At 71.2% G+C, this 19178-nt stretch carries 19 protein-coding genes; 5 read left to right on the forward strand and 14 right to left on the reverse strand.

Translation table 11 applies throughout. From position 1 onward, the window contains the following. Nucleotides 1–32: 32 nt before the first annotated feature. From SD460_RS41970 to SD460_RS41990, 5 genes are all read right to left on the reverse strand, one after another. Complete coding sequence (locus SD460_RS41970) at nt 33–797, reverse strand: HAD family acid phosphatase (RefSeq protein ID WP_290052327.1); 765 nt, start codon at nt 795–797, stop codon at nt 33–35. 81 nt (nt 798–878) lie between these two features. Further along, the gene (locus SD460_RS41975) at nt 879–2039 is read right to left on the reverse strand and encodes a class I SAM-dependent methyltransferase (RefSeq protein WP_318307598.1); all 1161 of its coding nucleotides are present in this window, start codon (nt 2037–2039) and stop codon (nt 879–881) included. Next, nucleotides 2040–3005, reverse strand: coding sequence for a class I SAM-dependent methyltransferase (locus SD460_RS41980; protein ID WP_290052322.1), 966 nt, complete (start codon nt 3003–3005; stop codon nt 2040–2042). A gap of 4 nt (nt 3006–3009) precedes the next feature. Continuing rightward, nucleotides 3010–3789: an enoyl-CoA hydratase/isomerase family protein gene (locus tag SD460_RS41985; protein WP_290052320.1), complete on the reverse strand. Its 780-nt coding sequence runs from the start codon at nt 3787–3789 to the stop codon at nt 3010–3012. 54 nt (nt 3790–3843) lie between these two features. Then, nucleotides 3844–4665 carry an ABC transporter ATP-binding protein gene (locus SD460_RS41990; RefSeq protein WP_290052318.1) on the reverse strand — a complete coding sequence of 274 codons (822 nt, stop codon included), beginning with the start codon at nt 4663–4665 and terminating at the stop codon, nt 3844–3846. A 333-nt stretch (nt 4666–4998) separates the two neighbouring features. Here SD460_RS41990 and SD460_RS41995 point away from each other — a divergent pair, with 333 nt between their 5' ends. Together SD460_RS41995 and SD460_RS42000 are read left to right on the forward strand one after the other, a co-directional pair. Further along, nucleotides 4999–5544 (forward strand): cysteine dioxygenase, encoded by a 546-nt coding sequence (locus SD460_RS41995; protein ID WP_318307599.1) that lies wholly within the window; start codon nt 4999–5001, stop codon nt 5542–5544. Further along, nucleotides 5541–5936, forward strand: coding sequence for a rhodanese-like domain-containing protein (locus tag SD460_RS42000; RefSeq protein WP_290052315.1), 396 nt, complete (start codon nt 5541–5543; stop codon nt 5934–5936). The genes SD460_RS41995 and SD460_RS42000 overlap by 4 nt, the downstream gene beginning before the upstream one ends. Here SD460_RS42000 and SD460_RS42005 read toward each other — a convergent pair. Both SD460_RS42005 and glgP read right to left on the reverse strand, forming a co-directional pair. Further along, nucleotides 5933–6919 carry an LLM class F420-dependent oxidoreductase gene (locus SD460_RS42005; protein WP_290052313.1) on the reverse strand — a complete coding sequence of 329 codons (987 nt, stop codon included), beginning with the start codon at nt 6917–6919 and terminating at the stop codon, nt 5933–5935. The two genes, SD460_RS42000 and SD460_RS42005, sit on opposite strands and share 4 nt — an antisense overlap. Nucleotides 6920–6992: 73 nt before the next feature. After that, complete coding sequence (gene glgP / locus SD460_RS42010) at nt 6993–9524, reverse strand: alpha-glucan family phosphorylase (RefSeq protein WP_318307600.1); 2532 nt, start codon at nt 9522–9524, stop codon at nt 6993–6995. 133 nt (nt 9525–9657) lie between these two features. Here glgP and SD460_RS42015 point away from each other — a divergent pair, with 133 nt between their 5' ends. Continuing rightward, entirely contained in the window at nt 9658–11094 is a 1437-nt protein-coding gene (locus tag SD460_RS42015; protein ID WP_290052308.1) for a neutral zinc metallopeptidase, read from the forward strand. Between the two features lie 51 nt (nt 11095–11145). Here SD460_RS42015 and SD460_RS42020 read toward each other — a convergent pair whose 3' ends face one another. Next, nucleotides 11146–12120: a tetratricopeptide repeat protein gene (locus SD460_RS42020; protein ID WP_290052305.1), complete on the reverse strand. Its 975-nt coding sequence runs from the start codon at nt 12118–12120 to the stop codon at nt 11146–11148. Nucleotides 12121–12212: 92 nt separating this feature from the next. Between SD460_RS42020 and SD460_RS42025 the strand changes: the two genes are divergently transcribed. Next, nucleotides 12213–12620, forward strand: a complete 408-nt coding sequence (locus tag SD460_RS42025) for a hypothetical protein (RefSeq protein ID WP_290052302.1) — start codon at nt 12213–12215, stop codon at nt 12618–12620. A gap of 42 nt (nt 12621–12662) precedes the next feature. Here SD460_RS42025 and SD460_RS42030 read toward each other — a convergent pair whose 3' ends face one another. Next, nucleotides 12663–12965 carry a thiamine-binding protein gene (locus SD460_RS42030; protein ID WP_290052301.1) on the reverse strand — a complete coding sequence of 101 codons (303 nt, stop codon included), beginning with the start codon at nt 12963–12965 and terminating at the stop codon, nt 12663–12665. Nucleotides 12966–13043: 78 nt separating this feature from the next. On the opposite strand from SD460_RS42030, the gene SD460_RS42035 reads away from it, so the two are divergent. After that, a complete protein-coding gene (locus SD460_RS42035; protein WP_290052299.1) occupies nt 13044–13544 on the forward strand; it encodes a MarR family winged helix-turn-helix transcriptional regulator in 501 nt (166 codons plus the stop codon). Nucleotides 13545–13605: 61 nt separating this feature from the next. Here the strand turns inward: SD460_RS42035 and SD460_RS42040 are convergent, their stop codons facing one another. The 5 genes from SD460_RS42040 to SD460_RS42060 all read right to left on the reverse strand — a co-directional run bounded on the left by SD460_RS42040 (nt 13606) and on the right by SD460_RS42060 (nt 19162). Then, entirely contained in the window at nt 13606–13971 is a 366-nt protein-coding gene (locus SD460_RS42040) for a DUF3817 domain-containing protein (protein WP_086673082.1), read from the reverse strand. Between the two features lie 213 nt (nt 13972–14184). Then, nucleotides 14185–16572 (reverse strand): GH92 family glycosyl hydrolase, encoded by a 2388-nt coding sequence (locus SD460_RS42045; protein WP_290052295.1) that lies wholly within the window; start codon nt 16570–16572, stop codon nt 14185–14187. Nucleotides 16573–16675: 103 nt separating this feature from the next. Beyond that, a complete protein-coding gene (locus tag SD460_RS42050) occupies nt 16676–17098 on the reverse strand; it encodes a hypothetical protein (RefSeq protein ID WP_318307601.1) in 423 nt (140 codons plus the stop codon). Beyond that, on the reverse strand, nt 17095–18207 hold the full coding sequence (locus SD460_RS42055) for a hypothetical protein (RefSeq protein ID WP_290052291.1): 1113 nt from the start codon (nt 18205–18207) through the stop codon (nt 17095–17097). Before SD460_RS42055 ends, SD460_RS42050 begins: the two co-directional genes overlap by 4 nt. Before the next feature lie 10 nt (nt 18208–18217). Further along, nucleotides 18218–19162 carry a hypothetical protein gene (locus tag SD460_RS42060; RefSeq protein WP_318307602.1) on the reverse strand — a complete coding sequence of 315 codons (945 nt, stop codon included), beginning with the start codon at nt 19160–19162 and terminating at the stop codon, nt 18218–18220. Nucleotides 19163–19178 lie beyond the last annotated feature (16 nt).

Raw genomic sequence — 19178 nt, forward strand, 5'->3', positions numbered from 1 at the left:
GCAGCACGCCGGGGCCCGCGGTTATTCCGCGGTCAGGGCAGGTAGTACATCGGGTTCGGCAGCTTCACCGGACGCAGGGCGTAGCCGCCTTCGAGGTCGCTGAACTGGTCGCCGACGTTCAGCACGATCTTCGCGCCGGTCGCCTCGATGTGCGCCCGCGTGCCCGACTTGTACTGGACCGTGGTGCAGGTCAGGCCGCACGGCAGGTAGTCCGGCGCGGTCACCTTCGGCTTGAAGAACGCGCCGGCCGGGGCCGGGTAGCCCTCGTTGGCCAGGTTCTTCAGCGACTGCGGGCCCTGCAGCTCGTTGCGGCCGGTCAGGAAGTACAGCTTGACGCCGTGCTGGACGGCCCAGTTGCTCAGCTCAAGCACCGGCTTGTTCGCGACGAATGTCCCGTTGTCGATGGCCTGCTGCTGCTTGACCGGGTCGAAGCCGAAGTCGTTGTCGGCTTCCCAGCCGTAGGTGATCTCGGACGTGTCGTCGACGTCGAGCACGATCGCCGGGTTCTCGACCTTGCCGAGCTGCTGCTGCAGGTAGCGCTTCGCGTCGGTGACCACGCGGTTGGTGTCCTTCACGAACCGGCTCGTGTCGGAGTAGTGGTGCTTGCCCGCGGCGTCGAGGTAGTCGCCGTAGTACGCCTTGACGTCCAGCTTGACCTGGCCGATGTTGGCCGGCTCCTTGGCGCGGGCGGCGGTCGCGTCGTCCGAACCGGCCAGCGCGGTGGCTCCCGACGCGACGGTGGCGCCGATGGCCGCGGCGGCGGCGAGCTTGACGAGACCTGACCATTTTCCGGACACGGCGACCCTCCAGGGCAAACTTGACGACTCGGGGAACCTACGTCACGTTCACGTGGAGTTCCACCCCTCGAAAGTTTTTGTTCACCTATCGGCGCGGCAGAGGAACGCCACCGGGGACCGTCCGATGCGCGTCAGCACGACCGACGCCTCGGCGGCGCCACGCGGTTTCAGCCGCCGCCGCAAGGCATCCGGGTCGACGTCCAGGCCGCGCACGAGGATTTCCAGCCGGCCGACGTCGTGTCGCTTGAGGACGGCTTTGAGCGCTTTCTCGCTGTAGGGCCCGTGCTCCAGGACGCGGAAGGCGCGCACGCCCGGCGGCGGGGTGTCGCCGGTCAGGTACGCGATGCGCTCGTCCAGCTGCCACAGCCCGTGCCGCGCCGCGTAGTGGCGGACCAGCCCGGCCCGGACCACCGCGCCGTCGGGGTCGACGATCCACTCCCCCGGCTCCCGCGTGGGCAGTTCGTCCGGTTCGGCGTCGGTGACCGTCCACTGCGTCCCGTCCGAGCGCAGCACGGTCGCCCGACGGGTGACGCCCGTGCCCAAGCCACGCCACAGGCAGGATTCGCGCACCTGGCCGTCCAGGGACACCAGCTCGACCTCGTCGGCCCACGGCGTCAGCGCGAAGTCCAGGCCGGGCGCGCACTTGACCGCCAGCGGACGGCCCGGGTAGGCCTCGACCAGCCCGTCGAGCGGTGGGGCGAAGTCGGCGGGTTTCCAAGCCCGGCGCCCGGCGGAATCACGCCGGGCGGGGTCGGCGACGACGACCCCGGACCGGCTCACCGGACGCAAGGCATCGGCCCGCACGAGTCCGAACGCGACACCGGCGGCGGATCCGTTGTGGCGGGCCATTTCCAGCCGCACCGGGTCCACATCGGACCCGAGCGCGCGCCGGGCCACCCGCGCGATCTCGACCAGGTCGGCACCGGCCGAGCACGTGACGTCGTGGACGTCGAGTCCCGCCAGCCGCGCGGCCCGGTGCCGCGCGACCGGGGTGGCACTGGCTTGCTGGAGGGCGTCCGAGGTGAACAGCCAGTCCGAACCGGACACTTTGCCGACGGCTTTCCGGCGCAGCAGCACGGTTTCCAGGACGGCGGCCGCGAACTCCTCACCCACAATACGGCGGACGGCGGCGACCGAAGCGATCCGGTCGGTCAGCGGCAGCGCCGACACCTCGGCGAGCGCCGCCGTCCCCGCGTCGGAACGCAGGTAGGCGACGTCGCCGACGGTGAACGCGAAGGACACTTAGGACGGCCGCTTGGTCCCGGTGATCATCACGTTGTAGAACAGCTCGCGCGGCAGCACCTTCGCGAGCACCTTCTTGTCCACAGCGGACAGCCGCAGCCACAGCTTGTAGGCGAACAGCCGCCAGCGCACGGTCAGCTTCTCCTGCGGCACCGCGGCTTCGAACGTCCGGATCGGCCAGCCCGCGAGCGCCGCGGCGAACTCCTCGGTGACCGCGTGGACGTCCTGCGCGCCGGCCCCGCGGGCCCACGACTCCAGCTCCGACGGGTCGAAGGTGTGGATGTCGACGACCGCTTCGAGCGCGGCCGCGCGCGACGACTCGTCCAATTCGGACTGCGGACGGCGCCAGCCGCTCAGCGCGGGCAGCTTCGTCACGCGCGTCGTCAGGAACCAGGTGAACTGGCCGAGCTTGCGGGCGTAGAAGTCGCCGATCTTGGTCGGCTCACCCGCGAAGACGAACCGGCCGCCCGGCTTGAGCACGCGCAGCACCTCGCGGAACGCCGCCTGGACGTCCGGGATGTGGTGCAGCACCGCGTGCCCGACGACGAGGTCGAACGTGTTGTCCTCGTACGGGATGCGCTCGGCGTCGGCGACCCGGCCGTCGACGTCGAGGCCGAGGCTCTCGGCGTTGCGCAGCGCGACCTGGACCATGCCGGGCGAGAGGTCGGTGACCGAGCCCTTCTTGGCGACGCCGCCCTGCATCAGGTTCAGCAGGAAGAAGCCGGTGCCGCTGCCCAGTTCCATCGCGTGCTGGTAGGGCTGGCCGTCGTCGCCCGCCACGGCGTTGAACACGTCGGTGGCGTAGGAGATGCAGCGCTCGTCGTACGAGATCGACCACTTCTCGTCGTAGGTGCCGGCTTCCCAGTCGTGGTACAGCACGTTCGCCAGCTTGGGGTCGGCGTAGGCCGCCTGGACCTCTTCGGCGGTGGCGTGCGGGTTCGGGGCCGGGTCGTTCACGTCGGTCAAGGCGTCATTTCCCTTCGAAAGTGGCCTTGCCGGGCCCGTTTTCGATGAACGACTTCATGCCGTTCCGCTGGTCTTCGGTCGCCCAGAGGGCGGCGAACAGGTGCGACTCGAGCTTGAGCCCGTTCGCGAGGTCGGTGTCGAGGCCGCCGTCGATGGCCGCCTTCGCCGCGCGCAGCGCCACGGCGGGGCCGTTCGCGAACTGGGCCGCCCACTTGTGGGCCGCCGCGTAGACGTCGTCCGGGGCGACGACCTGGTCGACGATCCCCAGGCCCTGTGCTTCATGGGCCTTGACGAACCGTCCGGTGTAGACGATGTCCTTGGTCTTGCTCGGGCCGATCAGCCGGGCCAGGCGCTGGGTGCCGCCCGCACCGGGGATGACGCCGAGCTGGATCTCCGGCTGGCCGACCTTGACGTTGTCGCCCGCGACCCGCCAGTCCGCGGTCAGCGCCAGTTCGAGGCCGCCGCCGAGGGCGTAGCCGGTGATGGCCGCGACGACCGGCTTGGGGATGTTCGCGATGGCGGCCAGCGTGCCGGTGAGGTTCGCGCCGAACTTCGCGATCTCCGGGTACGTGCGGGAGGCCATCTCCTTGATGTCCGCGCCGCCCGCGAAGGTCTTCTCGCCGCCGTAGAGGACCACCGCGCGGACGTCGTCGCGTTCGGTGGCCTCCTTCGCCAGCTCCGCGAGCTCGGCGGTGACCTGGGCGTTCAGGGCGTTGACCGGCGGGCGGTCGAGCCGGATGGTGCCGACCCCGTCCTTGACCTCGAGGGTTACGAACTCTCCCACGTCACTCCTCCTCGTTGAACAGGTGCCAGCAGGCTACCGGCCGGTAAGGCCACCCTAGCGGCGACGGGCGAAGAAGCGATCGCCGGAACGCTCCAGCACGAGGTCCTGGTCGAACGTCTTCGACAGGTTTTCGCTGGTGATGACGTCGTCGACGAGGCCGGAGACCACCGCGCCGCCGTCACGCAGGAGCAGCGCGTGGGTGAACCCCGGCGGGATCTCCTCGACGTGGTGGGTGACCAGCACGAGCGCCGGCGCGTCCGGGTCCAGCGCCAGCGCCGAGAGCCGCGCGACGAGGTCTTCGCGGCCGCCCAGGTCGAGGCCCGCCGCCGGCTCGTCGAGCAGCAGCATCTCCGGGTCGGTCATCAGCGAGCGCGCGATCAGGGCCCGCTTGCGCTCGCCCTCGGACAGCGTCCCGAAGGTGCGCTCGGCGAGGTTGCCGATGCCCATCGCTTCGAGCAGCTCGGTCGCGCGGGCGGTGTCGAGGGTGTCGTATTCCTCACGCCAGCGGCCGAGGACCGCGTAGCCGGCGCTGACCACGACGTCCTTGACGAGCTCGTCGCCCGGCACGCGCTGGGCGATGGCCGCCGACGTGAAGCCGATGCGCGGGCGCAGGTCGAAGATGTTGACCCGGCCGATCCGCTCGCCGAGCAGGTCGACCTCGCCGGTCGTCGGGTGCAGCTCGGCCGCGGCGAGGCGCAGCAGGGTGGTCTTGCCCGCGCCGTTCGGGCCGAGCACCACCCAGCGCTCGTCCAGTTCCACGGACCAGTCGAGGCCTTTGAGGAGGTCGTTGGTCCCCCGGCGGACGCCGACGCCGGCCATCCGGACCACGAGGTCGTCAAGTTCGCTGGGCTGGATCGGCTCGCTCACGAGCCCCATTCTGTCTGTCGTCGCGCGCGCGTGCGCACCCGCCCGGGTGAGTGGGCGATCCGGCAGGTCGGAGCGTGCCCACTTCGTGGAACACCGCATCGCGGGAGAGCAGCTCGGACCGGAGTTGTGGCACGATCACTGGCATGTCAGCCGACGCGCCCGCCACCCCGGTCAGCCGGGGTTCGTTCTGGCGCCGTCGCACGATCGACCTGCTCCTCGTCGCATCGGCCGGGTGTACGCGGGCGCGGCTCCGCTGATTCCGCGCGCCCTTTTCCAGGCGTGCGAGCCGGACCGCGCTGCCCCCGTGTCCCGAATCACCTTCGCGTCCGAGGAGCACCCGCGTTGACCACTTCCATCGTCCGCCCGCCCGTCGAAATCCACCCGCAGCTGACCGACCCGCTGCTGCCCGAGCTGCTGCACCCCTCGCGGCTGCTCTGGACCCCGCGTGAGCTGGCCGACCTGACCGCCACCGTCACCACCGAGCTGACCGCGAACCTGAAGAGCATCCTGCGGTTCGACGAAGACCGGCGGTGGTGGGCCCGGCTGGCCCTCACCGACGGCGTCGAGCTGTGGCTGCTGTCGTGGCTACCCGGCCAGCACACGAAGCCGCACGACCACGGCGGCGCGTCCGGCTCGTTCACCGTGCTCCAGGGCGAGATCGGCGAGGAGTACCGCTACCCCGGCGGGCCGATCCGGCGCCGCACGCACGTCACCGGCCAGGGCCTCGGCTTCGGCGCGGGCCGCGCCCACCAGGTCACCGGCGTCGGCGACCTGCCCGCGGCGAGCGTCCACGCCTACTCGCCGCCGCTGGTCGCCACGCGCGAGTACGCCACGCTCGCCGACGTTCCGGCGGAGATCCCGCCCCTGCCCGCTATCGTCCGGCCATGAGCGCTGTCGATTCGTTCCTGGCCGAGGCTCGCGCCGGGCTGGACCGGGTGAGTCCCACCTCCGCGCGGAAACTGCAGGAGGAGGGTGCGCTGCTCGTCGACATCCGGCCGTTCGAAAACCGGCAGGCCGAGGGCGAGATCCCCGGTGCGGTGATCGTCGAGCGGATCCACCTGGAGTGGCGACTGGCGCCGGACAGCGAATGGCGGCTGCCCTCGGTGACGCCCGGCTCGACGGTGATCGTGCTGTGCAACGAGGGGTATTCGTCGAGCCTCGCGGCGGCCGACCTGCAGCGGCTGGGGCTGCCGCACGCGACGGACCTCGAAGGCGGCTTCCGCGCCTGGGCCGCCGCCGGCCTGCCCGTGCAGACCGGCGGCAGCCCCGCGGTGCCTTAGGCCAGCGCGGGCGCGACCTTCTCGGTGAACAGGTCGATGCCGGAGCGGTCGTACGCGGCTTCGGGGAAGTTGAAGATGGCGTAGGACATGCCCAGCTCCCCCATCGCGGCGAGCTTCTCGGTGACCTGCTCGGGCGTGCCGGTCGTGGGGCTGTTGACGAAGTTGCCGTGCCAGCGCTCGGCGGCGTCGGCCGGGGCGTACTTGTCGAGGTGCGACTTGAGCCAGGCCAGCCGGTCCTGGACGTCCTTCTCGGTCTCACCGATGACGACGTTGTGGTTGGCCGAGCGGACGATCGCGTCGTAGTCGGTCCCGACGTCCTTGCAGTGCTGCGCGAGGATTTCCGACTTGCGGGTGAACGTCTCGGGATCGGCGGCGAAGTTCGTGTACTTCGCGTACTTCGCGGCGATCTTCAGCGTCTTCTTCTCCCCGCCACCGGCGATCCACAGCGGGATGCCACCCTCTTGCGGCGGCAGCGGACGCAGGATGGCGCCGTCCGTCTGGTAGTGCTTCCCGTCCAGTGTGGACGTCCCGGTGGTCCAGAGGTCGCGCATGATCTGCACGCCCTCGTCGAGCTGCCCGAGCCGCTCACCGGCGCCGGGGAAGCCGTAGCCGTAGGCCCGCCACTCGTGCTCGTACCAGCCGGCCCCGATGCCCATCTCGACGCGGCCACCGGCGATGGTGTCGGCGGTGGCGGCGACCTTCGCCAGGTAGGCGGGGTTGCGGTACCCCATGCAGGTGCACATCTGCCCGAGCCGCACGGTCTCCGTCGCGGCGGCGAACGCCGAGATCAGCGACCAGGCCTCGTGCGTGGCCTCCTCGGTCGGGACGGGCACGGTGTGGAAGTGGTCGTAGACCCAGATCGATTCGAAGGGCCCGGCTTCCGCGTGCTTCGCGAGGCCGAGCATGGTCTTCCAGTGGTCCGCGGGATCGATGCCGGCGAGGTCGAGCCGCCAGCCCTGCGGGACGAAGATTCCGAAGCGCATGCCCCCAACCTAACGCCGTCCGGGCCCGCGCGCGGCGTGATTTCCAGCCGTCGTGAGGTGGAGTAACTCCAGGTCAGGCCAGGACGACGCGCGCCAGTTCCGCCGGCGTCGCCAGCAGGCCGTGCTTCGGGAGTACCCGGACGGTGTAGCCGATCGAGCCCGGCCTCGGCAGCTTCAGCCGGGCCGCGAACGCGCCGATGCCGTCGGCCGTCATCGGGACCGTGACCGCGTCGCGGAGTTCGTCGTCGTCGGCGACCTGGCCGACCACCGCCTGGATGTCCACTTCGGACGGGTCGAGGCCGGCCAGGTCGATGCGGGCGCGGATCGTCACCTCGGTGCCGACCACCAGCCGGTCGGTCTGCTCGACCAGCAGCTCCGAGTCGAAGATGCGCAGCCGGGGCCACGAGACCTCGAGCTTGGTGCGGTAGTCCGCCAGGGACAGCGCGCCGCGGTAGCCGTCGCCGGTGGCGGCCGAGACCATGCGGGACGCCGGGAGGTAGCCGTTTTCGACGTACTCGCGGACCATGCGGGACGCCTGGACCCGCGGGCCCAGCGTCTCCAGCGTGTGCCACACCATCGAGAGCCAGCCGGTGGGCACGCCGCCCTCGCCGGAGCGGTCGTAGAACAGCGGGGCGATCTGCTGGCCGAGCAGCTCGTACAGCGCCGCCGCCTCGAGGTCGTCGCGGCGCAGCGGGTCGGGGACGCCGTCCGCGGTCGGGATCGCCCAGCCGTTGCTGCCGTCGTAGCACTCGTCCCACCAGCCGTCGCGGATGGAGAGGTTCAAGCCGCCGTTGAGCGCCGACTTCATGCCCGACGTCCCGCACGCCTCCAGCGGGCGCACCGGGTTGTTCAGCCAGACGTCGCAGCCGCGGTAGAGGTAGCGCGCCATCGACATGTCGTAGTCCGGGAGGAAGACGATCCGGTGCCGCACGTCCGCGCCGTCGACGAAGCGGACGATCTGCTGGATCAGCTGCTTGCCGTTCTCGTCGGCCGGGTGCGACTTGCCGGCCACGACGACCTGCAGCGGGCGGTCTTCGTTGAGCAGCAGCGTGCGCAGGCGCTCGGGGTCGCGCAGCATCAGCGTCAGCCGCTTGTACGTCGGGACGCGGCGGGCGAACCCGACCGTGAGCACGTCCGGGTCGAAGACCGAGTCCACCCAGCCCAGCTCCAGTGGGGACGCGCCGCGCTGCAGCCACGCCGCGCGCACCCGGCGCCGCACCTCGTGCACCAGCTTCTCGCGCAGCTCTCGCCGCAGCCCCCACAGCTGCGCGTCCGAGACGCCGTCGCGCAGCGGCCCGTCGCCGGTGTCGAGGCCCCACTCGCGGCCGAGCAGCGTGCTCAGCTCGCGCGCCACCCACGTCGGGCCGTGGACGCCGTTGGTGACCGACGAGATCGGCACCTCGTCGTGGTCGAAGCCGGGCCACAGCCGGGAGAACATCTTGCGCGTGACGCGCCCGTGCAGCTGCGAGACGCCGTTCGCGCGCTGCGCCAGCCGCAAGCCCATGTGCGCCATGTTGAACAGCCCGGGGTTGTCCTCGGCGCCGAGCGCGAGCACGCGCCGCGGGTCGATGTCCGGGACGAGCCTGCCGTCGGTGAAGTAGCGCTGCACCAGGTCCACCGGGAACCGGTCGATGCCCGCGCTGACCGGGGTGTGCGTGGTGAACAGCGTCCCGGCGCGGACCGCGGGCATGGCTTCGTCGAACGCGAGGCCGTCGGCCTGGACGATCTCGCGGGCGCGTTCGAGGCCGAGGAAGCCCGCGTGTCCCTCGTTCGTGTGGAACACCATCGGCTGGGGGTGGCCGGTCAGCTCGCAGTACTTCCGCACCGCGCGGAAGCCGCCGATGCCGGCCAGGATCTCCTGCCGCAGCCGGTGGTCGGCGTCGCCGCCGTAGAGGCGGTCGGTGACGCCGCGCAGGTCCTCGTCGTTGGCCTCGACGTCGGTGTCGAGCAGCAGCAGCGGCACCCGGCCCACGCGGGCCTGCCAGATCTGCGCGCACAGCTCGCGCCCGCCGGGCATCGCGACGCCGATCAGCACCGGACGTCCGCCCGCGGTCAGCAGTTCGAGGGGGAACGCGTTCGGGTCGATCACCGGGTAGTGCTCGACCTGCCAGCCGTCGAGCGAGAGCGACTGGCGGAAGTAGCCGTTGCGGTAGAGCAGCCCGACGCCGACCATCGGCACGCCCAGGTCGGACGCGGCCTTGAGGTGGTCGCCGGCCAGCACGCCGAGGCCGCCGGAGTAGTTCGGCAGGGCTTCGGTGACGCCGAACTCCATCGAGAAGTAGGCGACCGCGGGCGGCAGCTCGGGGTCGTCGCGGCGCTGGTACCAGCGCGGCTCGGTCAGGTACTGCTCCAGGTCCTCGGCCGCGGCCTCGGCGCGCGCGAGGAAGTCGTCGTCGACGGCCAGCTCGTCCAGGCGGGCCGGCGGCAGCGCGGTGAGCATCCGCAGCGGGTCGCGCACGGCGTTGAAGAGCTCGGCGTCCATCGACGCGAAGAGATCACGTGTCGGCGGATGCCACGTCCAGCGCAGGTTGGTGGCCAGCGCGCCCAGGCCGGACAGGGATTCCGGGAGGCTGGCGCGGACGGTGAACCGGCGGACTGCACGCATGGGAAGCGACGATATCGGGCCGCGGCCCGATATGCGCAGGCAGGAGTTCGCGGATAACGTGCACGCTCCGCGTATGCCCTGGGTAGGGTCCTGCCCGTCGGGTACCGGGTGGGCACGAGAGCGAGTTGGACAGATGATCCCAGGGGGAGGACGGCGCGCGCTGGTCGCGCTGCTGGCCGTCGCGGCGGTCGCCGTGAGCGGGTGCACCACCAGCAAGGGCGGCGCGAGCGGGGACCCGGCCAAGGACACCGGCGCAGGTTCGGTGTCCGGGCTGCCGGTGACGCACTTCGAGAGCGGCCTCAAGCCGGACGCGCCGTCGCCGGACCTCAACGTCCGCAACGCCGACGGCGGCGAGGACGACAAGCTCGCCACGGCCGCGATCGCCGACGTCCAGACGTACTGGGCCGAGCACCTGCAGGCCGACTTCGGGCAGCAGTTCGAGCCGGTGAAGTCGCTGCTGTCCTACGACGCGCAGACCGACACCGAAGAGACCGGCTGCGGCAGCGTGAAGAAGCTCGTGAACGCGTTCTACTGCCCGGTCGACGACTCGGTGGCGTGGGACCGCGGCGTGCTGCTGCCGATGCTGCGCCAGCGGTTCGGGCCGATGTCGGTGGTCGTCGTGCTCGCGCACGAGTTCGGCCACGCCGTGCAGTACCGGCTCGGCGAGAAGGCGGGGATCACCAAGAGCACCCCGACCGTGGTCAAGGAGCAGCAGGCCGACTGCTTCGCCGGCGGCTACTTCCGCTGGGTCGCCGAGGACAAGAGCAAGTTCTACCGGGTGTCGACGTCCGAAGGCCTGAACCAGGTGATGGCGTCGATGTTCCTGATCCGCGACCAGGCGGGCACCAGCGCCGCCGACCGCGGCGCCCACGGCACGGCGTTCGACCGCACGTACGCGTTCCAGGCCGGGTTCGAGAAGGGCCCGAAGGAGTGCGCGGCGATGAACACCGAGAACGTGAAGGCCCGGCTGACCGAGCGCCCGTTCGACAAGGGCGACAAGGGCAAGGGCGACGCGAAGTTCAACGACCAGGCTGTCGAGCTGCTGAAGAAGAGCCTGGACGAGGCCTTCAAGGGCGCCGGTGTCGCGGCGCCGGAGATCACCGACGGCGGCAGCTGCCAGACCACGCCGCCGGCGTCGTACTGCCCCGGCGACAACACCGTGAGCATCGACCTGGCGAAGCTGGCCGAGCTCGCCCAGCCGATCGACCGCGAGGCCGAGATGAAGGGCGAGGACCCGGGCGGCATGGGCGACTTCGCGGCGTTCTCTGAGGTCGCTTCGCGGTACGCGCTCGGCATCCAGAAGGGCGTCGGCGCCTCCATCGACAACGCGAACGCGGGCCTGCGCACGGCGTGCCTGGTCGGCGCGTGGGCGGCGTTCACGAACCGGCCGGGCGACCTGCGGCTGTCCGCGGGTGACCTCGACGAGGCCATCGCGGACCTGCTGCAGCCGGAGAGCCTCGTGTCGGCGGACGTCAACGGGAAGCGCCCGGACAGCGGTTTCGACCGCGTCGAGTCGCTGCGGAAGGGCTACCTCGAGGGCTCGTCGGTCTGCTCGAAGCAGTACGCCTGAGCGAAGCCGTGAAAAGGCCCCCACCGGGTGGTGGGGGCCTTTTTCGTGGGCTCAGAAGAGGGCGGACGCCAGGTCGCGGCGGGCCTTCATGACGCGGTCGTCGGCCGGGTCGAAGAGGTCGAACAGGGCCACCAGGTGCTCGCGGACCTTGTTCCGGTCGTCCCCCGCCGTGCGGCGGACCGTGTCGATGAGGCGCTTGAAGCCCGCCTCGACGTCGTTCGCCGCGATCTCCAGGTCGGCCGCGTCCAGCTGGGCCGCCAGGTCGGACGGGTCGGCGTCGGCCTTCGCGACGGCCTCCGGGTCCGCGCTCTCCGCGCGGGCGGTGAACTTGACCTGGGCCAGTGCGTTCTTCGCCAGCTCGTTGGCCGGTTCGACGTCGAGGATGCGCTCGTAGGCGGCCTGCGCGGCGGCGAAGTCGCCGCGCTCGAAGGCCTCTTCCGCTTCGGTGAAGCGCGGGTCCTCGGGCTCCTCGACCGGGCCGCCACCGTTGGCCTCCGCCTCGCGGATCGACGGCAGCTTGTCGCGCAGGGCGTCCAGGAGCGCGTTGATCCACTTGCGGATCTCCGGCTCGGGCAGCGCGCCGGAGAACGCGTCGACCGGCTGGCCGCCACCGATGGCGACGATCGTCGGGATGGACTGCGCGCCGAACAGCTGCGCGATGCGCGGGTTGGCGTCGACGTCGACCTTCGCCACCACCCAGGCGCCGCCGGACTCGGCGGCCAGGCGCTCCAGCACCGGGGACAGCTGCTTGCACGGGCCGCACCACTCGGCCCACAGGTCGACGATCACCAGCTGGCGCAGGGACCGCTCGACGACCTCGGTCTGGAAGGTGGCCTCGGTGACATCGATCACGGCGTCGGTCGAGGCGGGCGGCGGCGGGCCGTCGCCCGAGGGCGGGCCGGCCTGCGGGGCCGGTGGCCGCTGCGCCGCGTCGGCGCGGGCCTTGAGCGCGGACAGGTCGACCGCGCCGGACAGGGCGGCGGACAAGGCCGCTGACTTCGCTGCAGATCCGCGTGGCTGTGTCACGCTTCCATCCTGGCACGCCCGCCGGGCGGTTTCACCGGGTGCCCCGGCCGGTCCGCTTGGCAGGACGGCGCCGCTGGGGCAGGCTCGGCCGGGTGCACATCCGGCGTGACGTGAAGGTGGGGCTGTCGATCGCCGCCGCCGTCACGTGGATCGGCGCGGTGACGCTGCTCATCGTGCACCAGCCGGACCCGGGCGCGGCCTCCCCGGCCGAGCTGCGCGACAAGCTCGCGACAGCGCTCTCCGGGCACGACGCGGACGCCTTCGCCGGCCTGCTCGACTACCCCGGCTCCGGCGGCGGCGACTTCGCGAAGGACTACGTCGCGGTGCTGGGCGACCACGGCGTCCACGACGTGCGGGTGGAGCTGGGGCCGGACGCCGCCGCGCCCGCCCGCGCCACGGTGACGGGCACGCTCGGCGACGGGCAGCCGTTCAGCTACCCGCTCACGGTGACGAGCGAAGACGGCCGCTGGACGGTCGCCTTCACCCCGCCACTCCCGTAACCGCTCGTGAGTGTTTAGTCGGGTTCTAACCCGACTAAACACTCACGAGTCGCGGAGGTGGGCTTCGATGCGGTCCACCTTGGCTTCGAGCTGGTCGGTGAAGCCGGGGCGGATGTCGGCCTTCAGGACCAGGCCGACGCGCGCCGAGCCCTCGCCCGCGGCCTCGACCGCGCGCTTGACGACGTCCATCACCTCGTCCCACTCGCCTTCGATGTTCGTGAACATCGCGTTGGTCGAGTTGGGCAGCCCGGAGTCCCGGACCACCTTGACGGCGCGGGCCACGGCTTCGCTCACCCCGCCGTCGGGCTCTCCGCCGGACGGGCTCACGCTGAACGCGACGATCATGGTCGGAAGTCCCTTCTTCGGTGCTCTTTCCGCCGGTCGTGGGACACGCGCGGGTACCCGCTGGTAACTTCGCGTGTCATGAACCGTCCGCTGCCGTTCGACCCGATCGCCCGCGCGGCCGCGCTCTGGGAGGACCGGATCGGCCCCTCCGGGACCATGGCCGCGGTGACCGGGGTGATGCGGGTCCAGCAGATCATCCAGTCCGCGGTGGACGGCGCGCTCAAGCCGCACGGCTTGACCTTCGCCCGGTACGAAGCACTGGTGCTGCTCACCTTCGCCCGCAGCGCCAGCCTGCCGATGCGGGTGATGGGCGAGCGGCTCCAGCTGCACCCCACCAGTGTCACCAACATAGTCGACCGGCTGGAGAAGGACGGGCTCGTCAAGCGCGTCCCGCACCCGACCGACCGGCGCACGACGCTCGTCGAGATCACCGACGAGGGCCGCAAGCGCCGCGAGACCGCGACCGTGGCCGTCAACGACATCGGCTTCGGGCTGACCGGGCTCACCGAACGGCAGACCGAGCAGCTGACCGACCTGCTGACGAAGGTGCGCCGCGCGGCAGGCGACTTCACCGAATAGCACCGCGTCCGGACAGCAGAAAGGCCCGCACCGGAGTGCGGGCCTTTCTCACGTCTTGGGATCAGGCGGCGACGGGCTCGCGCACCTGGAACAGGCCGACACCGCCGTGGGACAGCCGCTGCGGGCCGTCGAGCTTGCCGTTGCGCAGCGCCCACTTCTCGAACAGCCACGTGAACAGCGGCGGGATGCTCGCGAGCAGGGCGAGGACCAGCGTCTTCGGGCGCCAGCCGAGCGGCTTCGCCACGGACAGGGAGACGACCACGTAGAGGACGAAGATCACGCCGTGCACCATGCCGATGACGGGCACGCCGCCCTCGCCGGAGGAGTGGACGACGTACTTGAGGAACATCCCGACAAGCAGCGCCGCCCAGGAAAGGGCTTCGGCTACTGCGGCCACGCGGAACACTAGAGCGGCCTTGCTGGACACGTCTTCCTCCTGTGGGGTCTCACCACGTTGGTACTGACACGACAAACGTCCGACACACCGTCCAAGGCGGACTTGCCTTGTACGTCAACGGCGTCGTCGGACGTGCTGATACCAGTGTGAGGCGTGACGGCCCTCACCGGAACACCGGGTCCCGTGACGATGCTCACGAACGTGGTCCATTGTGGTCAGGACCACGTCCGCGAGCACCACTGTCTAGTCAGAACACGGTGAAACCGGTGCTGCGGACGGCGAAGTCCCCCACGTCGCTTTCGCGACATCGGCAGTCAGGGAGAAGTCGAGCGTCGCGCCGCGCTTGAGTTGGTCGAAGCCGACGTACACCTTGTCACTGGGCTTCGAACCGACCTTCAGCCCCGAGACGTACTGCAGCTTCGCCCCGTCCGCGCCGGGCGCCTTGATCGTCACGTCGCGCCCGTTCTCCAGGTGCAGCACGGATTTCTCGAACCGTGGCGTGTTGAGCACGAAGTTCCCAGTCCCTGGGACGGCGGGGTAGAGCCCCAGCGCGCTGAAGACGTACCAGGCCGACATGGTGCCGAGGTCGTCGTTCCCGGTGACCCCGTTGGGCGCGTTGGTGAACAGCGTGTGCGCGGCCCGCACGACCGCCGACGTCTTCGCCGGCTGCCCGGTGAGCGCGTACATCCACGGCGAGTGCAGGTCGGGCTCGTTGTTCGGGTTGTAGCGGAACTGGTCGTAGTAGTCGTACGGACCGACGACCCAGTTCTCGCGGACCGCGGTCGCGGGGTTCTTCACCAGTTCGTCGTAGGCGAAGAAGTCGTCGAGGCGCTTGCCGGTGTTCGCCGGGCCGCCCATCCGCTGAACGAGGCCCGGGACGTCCTGCTGGACCAGCCACTGGTACTGCCAGGCCGTGCCCTCGTGGAAGCCGTCCTGGCTCTGCGGGCTGTACGGCTCGCCGGCCGGGGTGAACCAGTCGCCGCCCGCGACCTTCGGCCGGAAGAAGCCGGTGAAGCCGCGGTCGGTCTGCGTTTCGTCCCAGAGCGTCCGGTAGGTCCGGCCCTTCGCCTTCAACGCGGCCGCGTCGTCCTTCTTGCCGAGTGCCGCGGCCATGACCGACAGCGAACAGTCACCGAGCGCGTACTCCAAGGTGGCCGAAGCGCCGTGGTTGGGGTCGGTGTCCTGGCCCTTCTTCGGGAAGTTCGTGTCGTACTGGACAAACCCGTCCTGCTGGTAGCTCGCGTTGCCCGAGCGGCCCTGGAACGGTGACGACGCCGGCGGGATCTGCGTCGAGTTCTGCAGCAGCGCCTGGTAAGCGTGCGCTTCCTCGCCCGACAGCGCGCCGAACCGCCACAGGTCGACCAGGAACGGCGTGACCGGGTCGCCGGTCATCGTGTTGGTCTCCTGGCTCGCGTACGCCCACCGCGGCAGCCAGCCGCCCTGGTCGTGGATGGCGAGGATGCTCTTCGCGATGTCCTTCGCGCGGCTGGGCCGCAGCAACGCGAGGAGCTGGTTCTGCGAGCGGTAGGTGTCCCACAGCGAGAAGAAGTCGTAGTACGTCCAGCCCGCCGCGCGGTGGATCTTCTTGTCGAAGCCGTAGTAGCGGCCGTCGGCGTCGTTCGCGGTCAGCGGCTGCAGCAGTGCGTGGTAGAGCGAGGTGAAGAACACCGTGCGGTCATCGGTCGTGCCGCCCTTGATGTCCACAGTGGACAACTCACGGCGCCACGTGCGCTGCGCGTCGGCCTTCGCCGCGTCGAACGACCGGATGTGCTCCGCCGCCAGGTTGCCCCGCGCGCCTTGCGCGTCCACCTGGGAGATCGCGGTGGTCGCGGTGACCTGACCGCCCCCGGCGAACGTCAGCCAGGCGCCGCGCAGGCCCGCGCCGCCGCTCGACTGCTTGCTGCCCGGGGTGCCGCCGTCCGGCGACCACGTGCCCGAGGACTTGAACGGCTTGTCGAACTTCGTCGTGAAGTACGTCGTGTAGGCCTTGCCACCGCAGAACGCCTGCGACTCCACGGTTCCTTCGACGGTCCGGTCGTCGACGACGCGGATGCTGCTGCCCGTCACCGGTTCCTTGTCGTTGGCCTGCCCGACGTTGACGAAGACGTTGGCGTCACCCGGTTTCGCGAAGGTGTACCGCTCGACACCCGCGCGCGTGGCCGCGGTCGTCTCGACGTCGATGCCGCCGTAGCCGGTCAGGTGGACCTTGTAGTAGCCGGGCTTGCCCACCTCGCCGTCGTGGGTGAACGGCGCCGCGTACTGCTTCTGATCGAATGTTTCAGGCGCGCTGGTGTCGAACGCTTTGCCGGGGCCCACTTCCCCGGTCGTCGGCAGCGTCGAGACGAGGCCGCCCTGCTCCCAGCAGCCCGCGCCGGACAGGAAGAAGTGCCCGAAGCCGCGGATGGCCGTGTCGGTGTAGCGGTAGCCGGCGTAGTGCGAGGTGATCGGGCTGACCTGCGTCATCCCGAACGGCGCCGAGGCGCCGGGGAAGGTGTTGCCTTCGTCCTGCGTGCCGATGAACGTGTTGACGGCGTCGAGCGCGTCCCCGCCCGAGGCCGAAGCGACGGCGGGACTCACCCCCGTCGCCACCACGGCGAGCGTCAACGCGCCCGCCAGGACCTTGCTCTTCACTGAGCGTTCCTCCTGCCAACGATGTCATCCCCGGACACCTTCGGCAACGCCCGACGAACCGGTCAAGGGGGCGGTGAATACCTGTCTCGTTCCGGACAGCGGGTCAGCGCGCGAAAGCCGTCACCCGGACCGTGCCCGCCGCGCCGGTCCGCCGGGCTTCGACGACCAGCTCGGCGCTCACCGTGACCTCGGTTTCGTGCCGGCTGACCTCGCCGGTGACCGCGACCGTCTCGGCCGGCTCGCCGTCCACGACCACCCGCACCTCCCCCTCGCCGTCGGCCACGGCCTCGAGGACGACCACGAACGAGCCGGGCCGCGTGAGCAGGCGGACCAGCGGCGTCCAGTCCGCCGCCGCCGTGCCGGGCCAGTCCTGCGGGCGCGCCGGCTGGAAGACCTGGACCGGGGCCGGCGCGGCGGCCGCCGCCGCGAACGCCGTCGCGTGGCGGGTGCCTTCGAGCACGCGCAGCCGCCGCTGGATCTCCCGCAGCAGCGTGACGAGGGTGTCCGGCTGGTTGACTCGGCTCACGACGGCTCCAGGAACGGCTCGACGGTCAACACGACTTCTTCCCGCCCGGCTTCGTCGCCGGGCGTGACCGACAGCCCGAGCAGCCGGACGGTGACGTCGAGCTGGTCCCCGGCGAAGAACGGGTCGGCCACGACGATCCGCGCGTCGTCACCGACCGAATAGGACCCGACGACCGGGTCGAGGTCGGCCCGCACGGTCAGCTCGGGCAGCACAACGGGCCGCCGCCGCGCGGCCAGCTCGCCGGCGACGTGCGCGGCGAGCATCGCGGCGTCCGTGGTGTCCACCGGTGCGGCAGCGGCCTCCAGCAACGGCCAGCCACCCGCGGTCGCGCTGGGATCGGAGCGCACCACGGGGACGCCGCCGGCGTCGGCGTTCCCCATCCCGAGCACCCGGGTCGCCATGCTCGCGGCGTCGCTCGGCCACACGAAGTCGACGAGGTTGGCGCCGTACTCCCAGACGAACGCGCGCTCGCCGCCCGGCAGGCCCAGGCGCGGATATCCCAGCCGCAGCAGGCGTTCCGGCTGGCCGCTCTCGTCGTAGCGGACGTCGAAGGCGAAGTCGAAGCCGGTGTCGGTGCCGGCCAGGTCGCGCAGCACCTCGGCGACCGACTTCAGGTCGGCCGACGCGTAGCTCACCGTGCGCAGGACGCCGGAGGTCTGCGTGCCCGTCACGACCACCCCGAGGTCGCCGCCGGGCGCCGACTGCGCCAGGTCCAGGAGCCCGCGCGCGACCGCGAGCTGGTCGGTGGCCGTGAACGACACCGGCCGGGTCAGGTCCGCGGGGTCGAGGACGAGCCGGTGGTCGAAGTAGGACAGGAAGTCGGCGGCAGTCAGCTCCAGCACCCCGCTGCCCGCGCTGTAGCGGCTGGTCCAGACGATGCCGCCCCACACCAGGTCGCCGTCGCGATCGACGTAGACCGCGGTGCGGCCCGGCTCGGCGAGCAGCCGCGGCTCCCGGATCCGGATCTCCGGATCGTCGACCCGCAGCTGCCCGCGCAGCGTCCCGGCGTCGTTCAGCTTCTGGTCGAACTGCACGCCGGACAGCGGGAGCTCGTCGAGGACCGCGCCGGTGCGCAGGTCCGCGATCAGGTACGTGTACGACGCGCCCATGTGCCCGTGCCTAGTAGGTGGAGAAGGTGAGGCCGTCGAGGGCGAACCAGCCGGCGTTGCCCGTCGTCGCCATCACCTCGCCGGTCGGCAGGACGTCGACGCGGCCGTGCGCGTCCGGGTTGGTGGAGACGCCGAGCAGCCAGTGCGCGACCGGCCGGTAGCCGACCGGTAGCGTGAAGATCGGCTTGTCGAAGACGCCGTTGCGGACCAGGCCGCGCAGCCGCACCCAGCCGTCGTCCATCAGGGTGTAGGCGGCGGTGGTGAACCCGCTGCCGTAGTTGACCCAGCTGTTCTGCAGGGTCGGCGTGCGCCAGGTGTCCCCGCGCGGCGGGCGGTAGGGCGCCCACGCGCCGCCGCGCTTGCACAGCAGCACCCCCGTGTCGAGGCGGTAGACGAACTGGCTGCTGTGTGTGGTCGCGACCGGCGGCAGGTCGGCGTCCCCGCGCACCGGCAGGATCCCGCTCAGCGCGGCGGTGAACTGGCGGCGGTCGACGAGCGTCGGCGCGGTCCCCGACGGCGGCACCTGCACCTCGGCCAGCACCAGCACCGGGGACCCGTTCGGCGTCGGCCGGACCGGGCTGGCGGCGTTCTCCCCCGCGTAGACGTTGACCGCGAAAGCCCCGCCGACGATCTCGGCGACCACCAGGTCCACCCGGGACAGGGACGCGTGCGCCGCGCCGAAGGGCAGTTCCTTCACCGCGTCCAGCGTGACGATGTAGGGACCGTCGCCCGGCCGGGCCCGGTCGGCGAGCACGGCCTGGAACGGGCTGACCCGCAGCTTGTTCGACGCGATCGCGACCAGCCCGGGCGTGCCCGGCGCGTCCCGGATGCCCGGGCGCGCCCGCAGCGGGTCGAGCGCGTCGCCGGTCGCGTCCGCCTGCACCAGTGCCCCGGTGATCAACCGCGCTTCGGCCGAGTCGACGCCGTCGACCCACCCCGCGTGCCGTTCCGCCATCGCCAGCTCCCCTTCT

It is taken from the genome of Amycolatopsis solani (genome assembly GCF_033441515.1).
Taxonomy (GTDB): domain Bacteria; phylum Actinomycetota; class Actinomycetes; order Mycobacteriales; family Pseudonocardiaceae; genus Amycolatopsis; species Amycolatopsis solani.